This is a genomic window from Moorena sp. SIO4E2 (assembly GCF_010671945.1).
Classification (GTDB): domain Bacteria; phylum Cyanobacteriota; class Cyanobacteriia; order Cyanobacteriales; family Coleofasciculaceae; genus Moorena; species Moorena producens.
Genome location: NZ_JAAHIE010000141.1, coordinates 1 through 15175, shown reverse-complemented (window position 1 = coordinate 15175; position 15175 = coordinate 1). Strand labels below are relative to the sequence as shown.

Sequence of the window (15175 nt, the reverse complement as noted above, 5' to 3'; positions counted from 1 at the left end):
AATTGAAGAACGTTTAGTAACTCGTTGTCAGCTACTCCAAAGCATGACCTCAGAGATTAAAAATTTAACTAATTATCATTGGTTAACTTATGACTAACTTTTATAAGCTTTTATAAACCGGATTTAGTATAATTTTATGATTTTTATAAAAAATAGTGTTCTTGGAATTCCAAAAACACTATTTTTATAAATTGCCTTATCAACAAGAACAATAAAGTAGGGTTTATTAAGAACTATCCCCGGTTACCCAACAAGATGGGAATACGGATGATAACTATCCCCAGTTTATTCACACCCGGTGTCGATATAGACTCCCAAAGAGGTGAGATAGCCACTAGCGCTGCCGAAGAATGATTGAATGGTGGGTTGGGCAGCTTTCAAGGTGAATGGCTTTCGGTTTGATGTTGCTTGCATAGTACCAAACGGACCATAGCTCTTGCCCTTAAGAGTCTTAAATGTTAATTGGGCAATTAAGGGTTTGTTGCCAGCATATGAATAGTCGGCAACGTAACCATCTACTTCTACTAATGGATCATCTGCACTAAAAGAAATGGTGGTCTCTCCGCCACCAGTACCCCCATTCTGAAATGATTTTCCATTGGCATAACTTACCTTAAAGCCATCAATAATAAAGCCGTGATGAACGGTGATTTCAGTAATTGGACCTAATGTTCTGGCCTCAGGGAAATTATAAAATTCAGTGGTTGTCCGTCCTACAGGGCCATCAATAACTTGGGCTTGGGCAGGAGAAACCCCTAGTGTTGTGCTCAGCAAGACTACTGCAGCCAATAGTCCAATCAACTGAAAAAATCGCTTAAACATTACTTAAAACCTCAATCTTTTAAAGGATTTGTAACCCTCCAGAATCTAGCAGGTATGTTAGCCAAAATCTTGAATTATTTAAGGAAATTTTATAGTTATAAAAAAAATATTATTTTTGACAGGTGATGGTTCAATATATGCTCAGTATTTCAATGGTAAGAGGCAAGAGGCAAGAGGCAAGAGGCAAGAGGCAAGAGGCAAGAGGGGAAACAGATTCGGGGTTTTATGGTTCAATAAAAAAAGAGCGATGAAGGGGCGATAGCTTGAGTACAAATGCTCTGCATAAGTGACATGCACCCCATCTAACTTAAGTAAGTTGAAAAAAATCTATAGTTATGACCTGTAACTAATAACAATTAAGGGATTGGGGCTAGCTAAAATTTTTTCTATAGCGGTTTCTAGCCTAATGAGGTACACAGGAGTTTTTCCGTGTTCCCTGTTCCGTGTTCCGTGTTCCGTGTTCCGTGTTCCCAGATCCGCTGTTCCCAGATCCGCTGTTCCCTATTCCCTTTGGGATCCTTGATACTTCATACTTCATCCTCCCAATCTTAATACTTGGGCACTTGCAATCGTGGATTGCTCAAGTTGAAAATAATAAGGACGAAGCATAGCCAATCTAACTCAGGAGATAGATGTGAGTCAAGACTTTGATTACGATTTAGTGATTATCGGTGCTGGTGTGGGGGGTCATGGTGCTGCCTTACACGCAGTTAGCTGTGGTCTGAAAACCGCTATTATTGAAGCCGCTGACATGGGCGGAACTTGTGTCAACCGGGGCTGCATCCCTTCTAAAGCTCTATTAGCCGCATCAGGTAGAGTGCGAGAGCTACAGGACGCTCATCATCTCAATGCCCTTGGGATTAAAGTAGCTGGGGTTGAGTTTGACCGAAATGCGATCGCAAATCATGCCAGCAATCTAGTCAGTAAAATTCGTGGTGACCTGACCAACAGCCTAAAACGCTTGGGTGTGGATATTATCAAAGGCTGGGGTAAAGTTGCTAGTAATCAAAAAGTAACCGTTGTTACAGACAATGGTGAAAAAACGATCACAGCTAAAGACATTATGATATCCGCTGGTTCAATTCCCTTTGTACCCCCAGGAATTGAGATTGATGGCAAAACCGTATTTACCAGTGATGATGCCATAAAACTAGAATGGCTGCCAGATTGGGTAGCAATCGTGGGCAGTGGTTACATTGGTCTAGAGTTTGCCGATGTCTACACAGCACTAGGATGTGAAATCACCATGATCGAAGCCCTAGACAACCTGATGCCAACCTTTGACCCTGATATTGCCAAACTAGCCACACGAATACTGATCAAACCTCGGGACATTGAAACCCACACTGGGGTGCTAGCGATGAAAGTAACTCCCGGTTCCCCTGTGGTAATTGAACTAGCAGATGCCAAAACTAAGGAAGTAGTCGATGTGCTCGAAGTCGATGCTTGTCTGGTCGCTACAGGTCGGATTCCCGCCACCAAAGACCTAGGACTAGATGCCGTAGGTGTGGAAACAAACCGGCGCGGTTTTATTCCCGTAGATGACACCATGGCAGTACTTTCAGCAGGGGAACCCGTGCCCCATCTTTGGGCAATTGGTGATGCCACTGGGAAAATGATGTTAGCCCATGCCGCATCCGCTCAAGGTATTGTCGCAGTAGAGAATATCTGTGGACGTCAGCGCACCGTAGACTATCGCAGCATACCCGCAGCCGCCTTTACCCATCCAGAAATCAGCTACGTCGGCCTGAGCGAACCACAAGCCAAACAATTGGCCTCCGAAGAAGGCTTTGAAGTATCCGTTGTAAGATCTTACTTTAAGGGGAATTCTAAAGCGATCGCAGAAGGAGAAGCAGATGGGGTAGCGAAAGTGATCTACCGTAAAGATACCGGGGAAGTGCTAGGAGTCCACATCCTAGGTATCCACGCCTCCGACTTAATTCACGAAGCCTCAAATGCGATCGCAAACAGACAATCCGTCAACTCCCTCGCCTACCTAGTCCATGCTCACCCCACTCTCTCAGAAGTACTCGACGAAGCTTACAAACGAGCTGTAACTCATTAGTCATAATCCTTTGTTAATTGCTAATTAACAAAGGATTATGAAACTGACGCACTGAGGGACTGACGCACTGAGGGACTGACGCACTGAGAGACTGACGCACTGAGGGACTGACGCCAAACACGGACTATATAAAACTACTGATGCAAATTCGCCGACGCCCACCTAATCCAGCAGTTAAAATCCAAACCCTGCACTATCAAGTTGCATTACCAGACGATAAACCCCACCATATTCTCGAAGAAATTGTCTGGCACAAAGAGAAAGAAATTGACCAGATGCGGGAAAGTCTGCCCCTAGTGGAGTTGCGCAAGGGAGTACAAACAGCACCACCCCCCCGAGACTTTCTAGCAGCCCTAAAATCAGGAAAGACTAGCCCTGCCCTGATTGCAGAAATCAAAAAAGCATCTCCTAGCAAGGGGGTTATTCGAGAAGATTTTGACCCAGTAGCCATTGCTCAGTCATACTGCCAAGGTGGTGCTAGTGCGATCTCAGTGCTGACCGATCAAAAATTCTTTCAGGGTAGTTGGGAAAACCTGGCAAAAGTTCGTGCTGCTGTAGACATGCCTTTGCTGTGTAAGGAGTTCATCATCTATCCCTACCAAATGTACATGGCTCGTAGTCACGGAGCAGATGCAGTTTTATTGATTGCAGCCATCCTTTCCGATCAAGACCTGCAATACTTTATCAAAATTGCTAAGACTCTGTCGATCACCCCCTTGATCGAAGTCCATACCCAATCTGAATTAGATCGAGTATTATCTCTCGATGGCGTTACCCTAGTAGGTATAAACAATCGTAACTTGGAAGATTTTTCCGTCGATTTACAAACAACCTGTCAAATACTAGCAGCAAGGGGTAACCAACTACTCGAACGTGGCATTCTGGTAGTCAGTGAATCAGGGCTTCATACCAACGCTCACCTTGATCAGGTAGCATCTGCCGGAGCCACAGCCGTCCTGATTGGTGAGTCATTGGTAAAACAGCCAGACCCAGCAGTTGCTATTGCCAGCTTGTTTAGCCATCAGTGACCCATAGCCCAAAAAAATAGTCAATTGTGATGGCAGACTCAGACTCACCGAGGTACAGCAAATTTCATGGATCCAATTCCCCTTCCATCTTATATTCACTACGAACTGCTGCTCCAACTGCTAGAGCGCCAAACAGCATTTGCTACCAGTCAAAACCCCCAATTGCGAGAGCAGGTTCATGAATTGATCAGTACTCTGCGTAAAGCCCGAGCTCAACAGAAGCAATTAGAACAAAGCTGTCAGCGAGCCAACTTGCCCATGGAGTATCGCTGGTCTCTCAACAGCGTCAAGTTGGATGCCCATGATTCAACAAATGGTTTACCGGATTCAGCAGGAAGACTCCCCCATTAAATAGTCAACAAATTGTCAACTTCATAAAAAAAAACTAAGAAATTTAGTCAGAGTATCTCATTTGAGCCAATATATTTTGAGATTGTTACCTACTCCTGAGGAGCGTTACTCCCACTGTCGGCATCAATAACACATGCTCGCTATGGCTCCGAACTAAAGAGTGTCCTAACTGCAGGGTGTCAATATACAAAGACTTGAAGGCAAGTTTAAATCTAGCGCGGCTGGGTTGGTCGTGTAAGCATGGGTGGGGATAACCGCTCCCATGCTCCGGTGGTGAAACGCCAAATTAACCCCTAAATTAACCTTGAATTTCCGGTTTTGTCCGGTAAGATCCAAGACTTAATCGGTCACTTCAGAGTAACTAACCAATCATCAGATCACAACAACCCTAGATACCAAGACTAACTACAGATGGAAGACAAGCTCAAACTAATGATTCCTGGCCCGACGCCAGTACCAGAACAAGTATTACTGGCCATGGCCAAACACCCGATCGGACACCGTAGTCCCGAATTTAGCGAAATCATGGCAGAGGTCAATGAAAACCTCAAATGGCTACACCAGACCAAAAATGATGTCTTGACTGTAACCGCTAGCGGTACCGGAGTCATGGAAGCTGGCATTATTAACTTCCTCAGTGCAGGCGATCGCGTTTTAGTTGGTTCTAATGGTAAATTTGGCGATCGTTGGGGAAAAATCAGTACGGCTTTTGGTCTGGAAGTGGACACCATTACCGCCGAGTGGGGTAAGCCCTTAGATCCGGAGCAGTTTCGCGAAAAGCTAGAAGCTGATACCGAAAAGCAAATCAAAGCCGTAATCGTCACCCACTCTGAAACCTCTACTGGCGTTCTCAACGACTTAGAAACCATAAATCGTTACGTCAAAGACCACGGGGAAGCCCTAATTATTGTTGACGCAGTTACCAGTCTTGGAGCAGTCAATGTACCCATTGATGAGTGGGGTCTCGATGTAGTAGGCTCTGGTTCCCAGAAGGGATACATGATTCCCCCAGGACTAGGATTTGTCAGTGTTAGTCCTAAAGCTTGGGAAGCCTACAAAACGGCTACCCTGCCCAAGTTTTACCTAGATTTGGGGACTTACAAGAAATCTACTGCTAAAAACAGCAATCCCTTTACCCCGCCAGTGAACCTAGTCATTGCCCTACAAACTGCACTGGGCATGATGAAAAGAGAAGGGTTAGAATCAATATTTTCCCGTCACCAGCGTCTGATGGAAGCAACTCGTGCCGCCGTCAAAGCCCTATCATTACCTTTGTTTGGTTCTGATGAGTATGCTAGCCCAGCCGCAACTGCAGTGATTCCCACATCAGTAGAGTCCGAACAAATCCGTTCTGTGATGAAAAAACGCTATAACATTGCTCTAGCTGGGGGACAAGACAACTATAAAGGAAAAATATTCCGCATTGGTCACTTAGGTTTTGTCAGTGAGCAAGATATTCTTACTGTCATTGGTGCTCTCGAAGCCACCCTTCAGGAATTAGGACACCAATCCATGACACCAGGAGCAGGTATTGCTGCTGCTGCTAGTGTCTTTGCTAAGAGCTGATTAACAGTTTATGGTTGACGGTTGACGGTTGACTCTGTTCTGCGCTAAAAGGTCAACCGTTGGCCTACGGCCACGCTACGCGAACAACTCCTAATAGTGTTTTTAATTGTTAATGAAACTTCCGCCACCTAAGTTCAGCAAGGATGGGGGAATAATTCCTAATTGAGTTCAACAGCACCATCAAATCCCAATTCTCAATTAGGACCCAATCACATACCCAATTCCCAACCCAATTCCCAAGTTTTCCTGATCAGTACGAAATCCTAAGGAGTTAATTAAAGAAGTTTTGGCTCTGCCATAAGAGATCATCCTAAATAACCGCCCAAATCTGTTATGCCCTGACTGGGAAAAAAAATTTGACTTGATCAAAAGTTTTTTAACTCTCAAAGCAATGCCCAGTAATGATTTCAGCATCAGTTAAATTCCAATTACCATAACAAGTTCGGAAGAGCCGAAGGGTTTAACTGGTCTTACGTAGAATAAAATACATGGGTGATGTGAGGGTATGCAAAAGCCAATGTTTGAAACAGCTGAACAATTTCCTGTCTTGGGGTTACCCGTTCACCTTTTAGACAACTATAGTCATTACTTAGATGATCGTCTCACCAAAGGTCTAGGTAGTCATGTGGTAACTCTAAATGCTGAAATGGCAATCCAGGGAGAGCGCAACCCTGAGCTAGCTGCCGTTATCAAGCAGGCAGAACTAGTGATTCCTGATGGGGCAGGTATTATATTTTACTTACGACTCCACGGAAAAAAAAAGCAGCGCTGTCCAGGAATTGAACTAGCTCAGTCTTTACTGGTCAAGGCTGGACAATACGGAGAATCTTGCCCAGTGTTCTTCTATGGGGCAGCCCCTGATGTAGTCCAAAAAACAGCTAGGGTTTGGCAGAAGAGAGTTCCAAAATTAGCGATCGCAGGAATTAGTCATGGCTACCTCAGTGCAGAAGCAGAGGAAGAATTAAAGCTGACCTTAAAACAACAGCAGCCCAAAATCATATTAGTCGGCTTAGGTGTACCACGTCAAGAATTTTGGATTGCCCAGAATCGCCACCTGTGTCCCCAATCCACTTGGATTGGTGTTGGTGGTAGCTTTGATATCTGGTCAGGGGCTAAAACCCGTGCGCCAGCCTGGTTCCGGAACAATAATCTTGAATGGTTATATCGGTTGTATCAAGAACCCCACCGTTGGCGGCGAATGATGGTTCTGCCTCAGTTTGCTCTCAAAGCCTTAGCTCAAAGAATAATGGTTTTCCCTCAGTTTGCTCTCAAAGCCTTAGGTCAAAGGTTGGCATAACCTAATCCCTATCCCTGATCAATAGACCTCAAAGGATTAGTTCGCACCATTAGTATTGTTTCGTATTGTTTTTATGCGATCGCTAATGGGGATCGGCTGTGTGCTCAAGCTTGCGTCCGCAGCTTATTAGCCCCGTGGAAGGCCAGTTGTTCATCTGACTCCCGATCTCCCCATCTCCGGATCTCCCCATCTCCCCACACCTCCCACACCTCCCACACTTCCCTATCTTTCCCTAATCCCTAATGACCCAGAAAGCGATAATCAAATTACAAGGAGTAACAACAACCTATCCCAACAACCGAGGTTTGTTTAACGTCAATCTAGAAGTCAAGTCAGGAGACTTTTTATTTATCACAGGGCCTTCTGGTGCTGGTAAATCCACATTGCTAAAGTTACTCTATGGTGAACAGCGCCCCACCCAAGGGAAAGTATTTGTCGCTCAATTCAATGTTGGGCAATTACGAGGCGATCGCTTGTCATTCCTACGCCGTCGCCTGGGGATTGTTTTTCAGGACTACAAACTAATTCCCAAGCGAACTGTGTCAGAGAATATCGCTTTTGTTCTGTGGGCACAGAGTTTCACTCGCAAAGAAATTAAGCGACGCCTAACACCAACCCTTAAATTAGTCGGTTTGCAACACAAAGCCAACTGTTTTCCAGAGCAACTTTCAGGAGGAGAACAACAACGGGTAAGCCTGGCTCGTGCCATTGTTAGTACACCGCCCTTGATATTAGCTGATGAACCAACAGGTAACCTCGATCCCGACAATTCTTGGCAGGTATTAAACATTCTCAGGAAACTCAATCACCTAGGCACTACAGTTATTGTCACAACTCATGATGAAAACTTAGTCAGAATCTCCAATCAGCCAGTAGTACAGCTGCGAGAAGGACGTTTGTCTTGTCCTTTTTAGAAGCAATAGTTTACGATTACGATTTGTTTGCTGGTTTCCCTAACCTTACCCCATAATTTTTAATTATACATTAGACTTCGCGGCAGTTGTCGGTAACAGCGGATATGGTAACAGGAAACAGTGGACAATAATTGACGCAAACACTATTCTAAAAAGACTTTTGCAAGAGGTCTATTAGAGCACTGGACTCAAGGATTGTTCTTCAATTTTCTTAGCACTCTTAGTCAGTCCTACTCTGAGTTGTTGGTATTCAGACTCAAGCTGCGCAAAAATTTCCGCTGCTCCAGTGATGGTTTCCGACCTGCCCAGACTTTCCAGTTCGTGACACAGTTTGGAGAGATTTATACCCCCTAGGGTAGCGCTACTAGACTTTAATGTGTGAGCCGCAATTTCCATGGCTTTTGGCTCTTCTTCACTAATTGCTTGAGCCATGTTTTGCACTAACCTCGGAGTATCTTTTAAGTAAATTTCAATCAAACCAAGCAAGCATTCGGCCCCCCGTTCTCCGATACTGTCGATCAAGGATTGCAAAACCGAAAAGTCAACAGCTTGATCAGCTACTACTGGGTTGGAAGGTTGACGATAGTGCGGACATTGACTCAAGGCACGGACTAACTCTGGTACCTGGATAGGCTTGCTAATGTAATCATCCATTCCTGCACTCAGGCACATTTCTCGATCCCCTTCCATGGCATTAGCAGTCATGGCAATAATCCAGGGGCGTAAATGAGCTGGCCATTGTTCACAAATGCGTTGCGTCGCAGTTAAGCCATCCATTTCCGGCATCTGGACATCCATCAAAACCAAGTCATAGGGCTGACGACTAAGAGCTTGGAGTACTTCTAATCCATTCCCCGCGACATCAGCCCGGTAACCCATCCGTTTCAACAATTGCAGGGCTAACTGCTGGTTAACGATATTATCTTCAGCCAACAAAATCCGCAAAGGATGCTTTTGAGCCATTTCGGTGTCAAGTTTTAGGTGTTGAGCAGGTGTTCGCTTAATCTTGATCGGCTGTCCGCTCATCACCTGGGTCAAAACATCGTGAAGCTGAGATTGCTTAATAGGCTTGTTTAAGACAGCTGCAATATCTAGCTGACTCTGATGATGCTTTGTATCTGATTGATTCATTGAGCTCAGCATTACCAAGGGCAAGGCTTGACCCTCAGACTGCTGGCGGATTTTCGTTGCTAGGGTAAAACCATCCATCTCAGGCATATACCCATCCAGAATGGCAATGTCAAATTTATCCCCCTGACTGAGCCAATCGAGAGCTTCTCTACCTGATGCTGCTGTCTGGGTAAGCATACCCCAAGACTTAGCTTGCTCGGAGATAATCGTGCGGTTGGTCGCACTATCATCTACAATCAACAGCCGCTTTCCTTCTAACAATGGCTGAGATACTGGCAGCTTAGGTTCCTCGATCGGATCAGGCTGTTTAGCCAATACAGTGAAATAAAATTTAGAGCCTTGACCAACTTGACTTTCTACCCAAATTTTCCCACCCATCATGGTGGTGAGCCGTTGACAAATGGCCAAACCAAGACCTGTGCCTCCATATTGGCGAGATGTGGAGGAATCCACCTGAGAGAAGGACTGGAAGAGGCGGTCGATCCGATCCTCAGGAATGCCAATCCCAGTATCCTTGACCACAAATTGGATTTCGTAGATCGAAGATTGAGTAGAGGCGGAACGAAATCTGGCAGTGTGAGGGTTGCGGGAAGAAATCTGGGGGTGAGGCGGTGAAAATACTCTCGTGTTGTCTCTGGTATTGTTCTGTGTTCCTTTAGCTCCCCTGACCCCGTTGATATAGCCCGTCTGGTCAAATCCTCCTTGTAGAGTGTAGTCCTTTCCATTGGCTAGAGTAGGGAAACTCAAAGAGTAATGTTTTCCGTAGTCAGGAGCAGAGGCCAACGGGTAGGAGTAGTTAGCAGTATTACTGTGTTCTGTTTCTTTGCCATCAACCAATTCCCCTATGCTAAGTTCTCGGGCAGTTACAGAAACTAACACTTCCCCGATATGGGTAAATTTAATCGCATTCCCCAACAAATTGACTAGAATTTGGCGCAGCCGAGTCACATCTCCCACAATCATGGGTGGAGTGTTGGGATGGAATAGATAGGCTAACTCCAATTTTTTCTCAGCTGCTTTTGCCGCCAACAAATCTAAGGATTCCTCAATGCAAGTGATCAGATTAAACGGTTGTTCTTCTAACTCCAGCTTTCCAGATTCAATTTTTGAAAAATCGAGAATATCATTAATGATGGTGAGTAAACTATCCCCACTATTGCGGATAGTTTCCACAAAGTCTCGTTGCTGGGAGGTTAGGTCTGTATCCAGTAGCAAACCCGTCATGCCAATCACGGCATTCATAGGAGTGCGGATTTCATGGCTCATGGTTGCCAGAAATTCGCTTTTTGCCTGAGTGGCCGCTTCGGCAGTTCTTCTAGCTTGCTCTAGGGCGAAATTTTGCTCAGTCAATTGCTCTCGTTGGCGGGTTTCTTGCTCAAGCAGGTGAGCCTGAGCAATAGCAATCCCTACTTGGTCAGCGACGGCTTCGAGTAACTCAATTTCATCCAGACTCCACTGACGAAATTCATCACACTGATGTATTCCAATCACACCATTCGGTTCCCCCTGATAGGAAGTACGAATTACCAACATGGATTTGACTCCAATCTGCCGACTTATTGGGATCATCGGTTTCAGAAGGGGGTCTTCGTAAACATTAGGGGAACTGATGGCTCGGTCTTGGACTAACAACTGCTCTAAATGAGGATTCCCCAGAATCGGAATTTCTAAATCCAGTATCGATAGATAACCCTTTTCTAAATACTCAGCAACTGTAGGAATGCGAGGATAAGGTTGGGAAACATAGGTATGAATGGTGCAACGGTTCACCTGAAACACTTGACCAATTTGTGTGGCGGTGGTCTGAAAAATTTGTTTAGTCTTTAAACTTTGGCGGATTTCTTGGGTCACCTGTTTGAGTAGCATCACACGAGTCAGTTGCTGGTGTAATGCTTCCTCGGCTTGCTTTTGCTCAGATATATCAATCGATACGCTTAATACCGCTGGCATGTGGGCAATTGCTAAGGAGAAGGGAATTTTGGTAGTTTGGATGATAAGCTTTTCTCCATCAGGATAGATGATCGTCTCTTCTGGAAGGTGTGTCGGTTCTCCACTCTCCAATACCTGCAAATCCGCCTCTCTAAACTCGAAGGATTTTAGGAAGGATTGAGCAAAATCTTCATCCCGATGGTATAGTAAATCATCTACTGTCGTACCATAAGCTTCCGCAACTGCTTTGTTGGCTAGAAGAAACTCTCCATCTCGGTTCTTGGCATAAATGAAATGAGGCACTAAATCAATAACTTGACGCAGTTGTTTTTCACTTTCTTTCAGATGTGACTCGGTTAATTTACGATTTGTAATATCTCGGATAGTGCCAGAAGTCCCTGTGATACTATTGTCAGGATCTAGGGTTAATTGGGCATGAATTTCGAGCCAGCCTGAGCCCCCATCCTTGGTAATATACCTTAGTTCCTGCTGATAATACTCCTGTTTGTGGGTAATTAGGGATTGAAACAGTTCTATGTTAGTGTGACGATCATCAGGATGGAGATAATAAATAAAGTTAGTACCAATGCTATCTGCTACAGAAAAGCCCGTCATTTCTGTCCAAGTTGGATTGAGAAAGGTAAATACCCCAACCCCATCGGTTTGGAAAATAACCTCTTGCACATTTTCCACCACTGACCGATACTGCTCCTCTCTCTCCAGCAAGGCCAGTTCAACTCGCTTGCGTTCGGTAATGTCTTCCACAGAGCCTTCGTAGTAGAGCAAATTGCCATTAGTGTCTCGGACAGGGCGCACATTTTCCAAAATCGAGATTACACTACCATCTTTGCGATAAGCCTGAGCCTCAATGGATGATAAAGCGCCATTGTTCGCTAGCAAGTTAGTAAACTCGTTACGAGCCTCAGTGTCCACGTAAATTTGCTTTGAAACGTTCGTAATCGACTCCACTAGTTCTTCTGGGGAAGAATAGCCATAGATTCGCGCTAAGGCTGGATTGGCACTAATAAAGCGTCCATCCGGTGTAATCTGATAGATGCCCTCTACTGAATTCTCAAAGATGCTACGGTAATTCGCTTCAGCTTGCCGCAGCGCTTCCTCGGCTCGCTTGCGATTGGTGATATCACTAAAGGTACAAATGACTTGCTCTACTAACCCATCCACCCCCACCTGGGGATCGGCATTCACTAGTAACCATACCCAATCTTCAGTAGCTTGATTATGGACACCCATTACCACGTTTCTTACCAGTCTACGGGTGCTAATTGCCTGTTGGATGGGACGACTTTCGGTGGGGAATGGAGTGGTGTCTTCGTGAATGATAGTCCAATCCGAACCAAAAGGACTTTTATCCAACAATTCACTTTCGGTGAAGCCCAATATATCGAGAGCCGCTTGATTAAAGAGCATGAATTCGGTTTTTGCCTCGAATAGCAATACCCCGACCTGCATTTCTCGAATCACCATCCGGAATAGCCTTTCGCTCTCTTGCAATGCTTCTTGTCTAAGAGCTTGCAGTGCTTTACTCGTTTTCTGCTCGTAATATGAGGCAAGTAAGGTGAGGCTGAAGATGATTAGGTTAGTTATCCCTATGGTGCTTGTTACTACCGAAGTATTTAATGTCGGAGAAAACCCAGTGTCTAATGGTGGAGTAACGGTGAACTTGGCTGCCATCATGGTTGTATAGTTTACAGCGGTAATGGCTAATCCCAGGAGCACTGCCCAGCAAAGCTTCCACCCATGAAGGAATTTTCCGGTTCCTACCCCCACATCAAAAGATAGCCACAAGATGAAAAAGGATGTCAAGCTGGCTATAACAACGGATAGGGCAACTAAAAGGAGGTTGTAGTGAATGAGCCCTGGTATTCCCATGGCAGCGATCAGCAGGTAGGGTACGGATGCGATCGCTAATCCCATTACCACACTGCCCACCATTAACTGTCTGAGGTTGGTGATGGGGCTGACACTATAGAGTACGGCACCAGAGATTAGCACTGCTACCCAGTAAGAAAGCAGTACCATGGGCGTATCATAAGTGATGGGGATCGGAAACCGGAATGCTAGCATTCCCAAAAAGTGTATTGACCAAATCCCAACTCCCATGATCATTGCCCCACCAATCAGCCAACCTTTACGGGTAGGCTTTTGTGAGGTTTTTACTTGTCCAGCTAAAATCAGCACCCTATAGGTCACAATCGAGGCGATAGCAATGGATAGAACAACTAACTGTAGGTCATAGATACCACTCATTGCTCTATCTGTATCGCTAATTGGAACAGTTTTTATGATAAAATTTAGCCAGACAAAAACCATTGAGTAGGGCATACCGAGATATTATCTCCCAGACCCTCTAGGGGCCATTTCGATATATTTATTACGAAAATTGTCTTGTAATTCTGAATAGATGTATTGAATTTACACAATTTTGATAAATTAATTTACCGTATAAATACGGATTTTTACTATAGCTATATCCTGAAATTTACCGAATCTAATCTATTGGTTGAATCAGAAAGCACCAAATTTAAAACTTGGTAATTGTAATTGCAGAGATTTTTTTAGCTACAAAAAAATGGTCAACAGATAGCAGGATAAGTAGATTTATCCATACCTAATTAAATTATTGATAATAATCATTGGGTGTATACCGTAAAAACAACTACTTTGAACGTCTGAAGCTTAGACTAAAGGTAAGCAGTCAGCTAATGCGCTAGGCGCACGCTACGCTAACAGCATTGAGCTATCAGCTAATGTAAGGCAACCCCTGATCAATAAACAGAGTACGAATTTTTTCGTCAATTAAAAGTTAATAGTTAATACTTACGTAAGTCTTGGAAAACTGGGTGTAGTGGGTCATAAACTCGTTCAGAATTTTCTTGAATGACCCGGTGAATGGGAACAACCTCCACCACGCAGTTAGTGTATGCGATCGCATCCAACTGTCCTACCAACTCGGGTGACCAAGGTTCCTCACGAACTCTCTGATTTTGGCAAGTCAGCCACTCAATTAAATGCGATCGCATCACACCGGGTAAAATTCCAGCTTCCACTGGTGGTGTCCACCACTGACCATCTCTCCATCCCCATAAGTTACCTGTGCTAGTTTCCAGCCAATTCCCGTGATTATCTACCAGAATTGCTTCCTGTGCTCCCATATTTTGCGCCATTTGCTTCGCCAGCCATGGAGATAGATAATTCCCGGTCTTGTGAGTGGGTAAGCAGCGATGAAATTTTACCGAAGAGGACTCAGCTACCCAAGCAGTGATGCCTTGTTCTTGCCACTGAGCTAAATTGGCTGGCAGAGGACGACCCATAATCAATTCTCGTCCATCGGGGAATAGGGTAATTCTCAGCACTGGGTAAAGGGTGATCAGTGATTGTGCTCCTTGGCGCAATTGCTCCCAATCCGGCTGTTGCCAACCAAATGCTTGTAAACTCGATTGGAGGCGATGGCAATGATTAGTCCAATGGGTTAGTGGGTGATCTAATGACTGATGGTAAACTCGTAGGGTGGTAAAAACTGTAGCGCCATAGATAAATCCTGGCTCATCAATGGTCAGGCTCAGGGAGTTGCCCTCAATTAGCTGACCATTGTACCAGAAGCAGGGTTTTGACATCACTCTAGCGTTTTCCATACTTATGAGGTACACAAAATTTTTTCAAATCCCCCCCCTCAACGCGCCTGGGTTTCCTATTCCCCATACTCTTACCTCTACTCCATGCTCCCTGCTCACTGCTCCCTAAAACCCCAGACGAAAGTACCTCACCCAATTGATAAATGCTATATCGTAATCAACCAGAATTGCGATTATAATCTGCTTTTCCTCTTCGAGCGGTTTGCCTAGAACGCATGGTGTACTGACCATGAATGTTGACCAAGTAGGGAACTATATAGGTTAAACCCCCTGAAATCCATCGCTGTTGAGTGGGAGCATCCCATTTTGGAAAAAAGAGACAATTTATTCGCGATTTATAATCGCGAATAATATCCCGACTTAGATATCTTTAAGCTCGGAGTCGAAAGAAATATCTAATAAGCTATTTTTAAGAGAAT

At 44.7% G+C, this 15175-nt stretch carries 10 protein-coding genes; 6 read left to right on the top strand and 4 right to left on the bottom strand.

Features of this window, described 5'->3' with window-relative positions; all coding sequences use genetic code 11:
* Positions 1 to 285: 285 nt before the first annotated feature.
* The gene (locus tag F6K37_RS16410) at positions 286 to 822 is read right to left on the bottom strand and encodes a jacalin-like lectin (protein WP_009149063.1); all 537 of its coding nucleotides are present in this window, start codon (positions 820 to 822) and stop codon (positions 286 to 288) included.
* A 634-nt stretch (positions 823 to 1456) separates the two neighbouring features.
* Between F6K37_RS16410 and lpdA the strand changes: the two genes are divergently transcribed.
* The 6 genes from lpdA to ftsE all read left to right on the top strand — a co-directional run bounded on the left by lpdA (position 1457) and on the right by ftsE (position 8043).
* Positions 1457 to 2887, top strand: a complete 1431-nt coding sequence (lpdA, locus tag F6K37_RS16405) for a dihydrolipoyl dehydrogenase (RefSeq protein ID WP_009149057.1) — start codon at positions 1457 to 1459, stop codon at positions 2885 to 2887.
* Positions 2888 to 3027: 140 nt separating this feature from the next.
* Positions 3028 to 3915 (top strand): indole-3-glycerol phosphate synthase TrpC, encoded by an 888-nt coding sequence (trpC, locus tag F6K37_RS16400; RefSeq protein WP_009149054.1) that lies wholly within the window; start codon positions 3028 to 3030, stop codon positions 3913 to 3915.
* A gap of 66 nt (positions 3916 to 3981) precedes the next feature.
* On the top strand, positions 3982 to 4266 hold the full coding sequence (locus tag F6K37_RS16395) for a DUF5340 domain-containing protein (RefSeq protein WP_009149053.1): 285 nt from the start codon (positions 3982 to 3984) through the stop codon (positions 4264 to 4266).
* Between the two features lie 411 nt (positions 4267 to 4677).
* The gene (locus tag F6K37_RS16390; RefSeq protein ID WP_009149052.1) at positions 4678 to 5832 is read left to right on the top strand and encodes a pyridoxal-phosphate-dependent aminotransferase family protein; all 1155 of its coding nucleotides are present in this window, start codon (positions 4678 to 4680) and stop codon (positions 5830 to 5832) included.
* A gap of 517 nt (positions 5833 to 6349) precedes the next feature.
* The gene (locus F6K37_RS16385; RefSeq protein ID WP_044494355.1) at positions 6350 to 7129 is read left to right on the top strand and encodes a WecB/TagA/CpsF family glycosyltransferase; all 780 of its coding nucleotides are present in this window, start codon (positions 6350 to 6352) and stop codon (positions 7127 to 7129) included.
* Between the two features lie 242 nt (positions 7130 to 7371).
* Positions 7372 to 8043, top strand: coding sequence for a cell division ATP-binding protein FtsE (gene ftsE / locus F6K37_RS16380; RefSeq protein ID WP_287251204.1), 672 nt, complete (start codon positions 7372 to 7374; stop codon positions 8041 to 8043).
* A gap of 174 nt (positions 8044 to 8217) precedes the next feature.
* Here the strand turns inward: ftsE and F6K37_RS16375 are convergent, their stop codons facing one another.
* The 3 genes from F6K37_RS16375 to nrtS form a co-directional block, all read right to left on the bottom strand.
* Positions 8218 to 13434, bottom strand: coding sequence for a PAS domain S-box protein (locus F6K37_RS16375; protein WP_287251210.1), 5217 nt, complete (start codon positions 13432 to 13434; stop codon positions 8218 to 8220).
* Between the two features lie 500 nt (positions 13435 to 13934).
* Positions 13935 to 14756, bottom strand: coding sequence for an aminotransferase class IV (locus tag F6K37_RS16370; RefSeq protein WP_287251202.1), 822 nt, complete (start codon positions 14754 to 14756; stop codon positions 13935 to 13937).
* Positions 14757 to 14913: 157 nt separating this feature from the next.
* Entirely contained in the window at positions 14914 to 15084 is a 171-nt protein-coding gene (gene nrtS, locus F6K37_RS45525) for a nitrate/nitrite transporter NrtS (protein WP_502887750.1), read from the bottom strand.
* Positions 15085 to 15175: the final 91 nt, after the last annotated feature.

Coding starts and splice junctions, on each gene's coding strand:
- F6K37_RS16395 (WP_009149053.1), top strand. CDS start 3,982: ATGGATCCAATTCCCCTTCCATCTTATATTCACTACGAACTGCTGCTC.
- ftsE (WP_287251204.1), top strand. CDS start 7,372: ATGACCCAGAAAGCGATAATCAAATTACAAGGAGTAACAACAACCTAT.
- F6K37_RS16375 (WP_287251210.1), bottom strand. CDS start 13,434: ATGGTTTTTGTCTGGCTAAATTTTATCATAAAAACTGTTCCAATTAGC.
- trpC (WP_009149054.1), top strand. CDS start 3,028: ATGCAAATTCGCCGACGCCCACCTAATCCAGCAGTTAAAATCCAAACC.
- F6K37_RS16385 (WP_044494355.1), top strand. CDS start 6,350: ATGTTTGAAACAGCTGAACAATTTCCTGTCTTGGGGTTACCCGTTCAC.
- F6K37_RS16390 (WP_009149052.1), top strand. CDS start 4,678: ATGGAAGACAAGCTCAAACTAATGATTCCTGGCCCGACGCCAGTACCA.
- F6K37_RS16370 (WP_287251202.1), bottom strand. CDS start 14,756: ATGGAAAACGCTAGAGTGATGTCAAAACCCTGCTTCTGGTACAATGGT.
- F6K37_RS16410 (WP_009149063.1), bottom strand. CDS start 822: ATGTTTAAGCGATTTTTTCAGTTGATTGGACTATTGGCTGCAGTAGTC.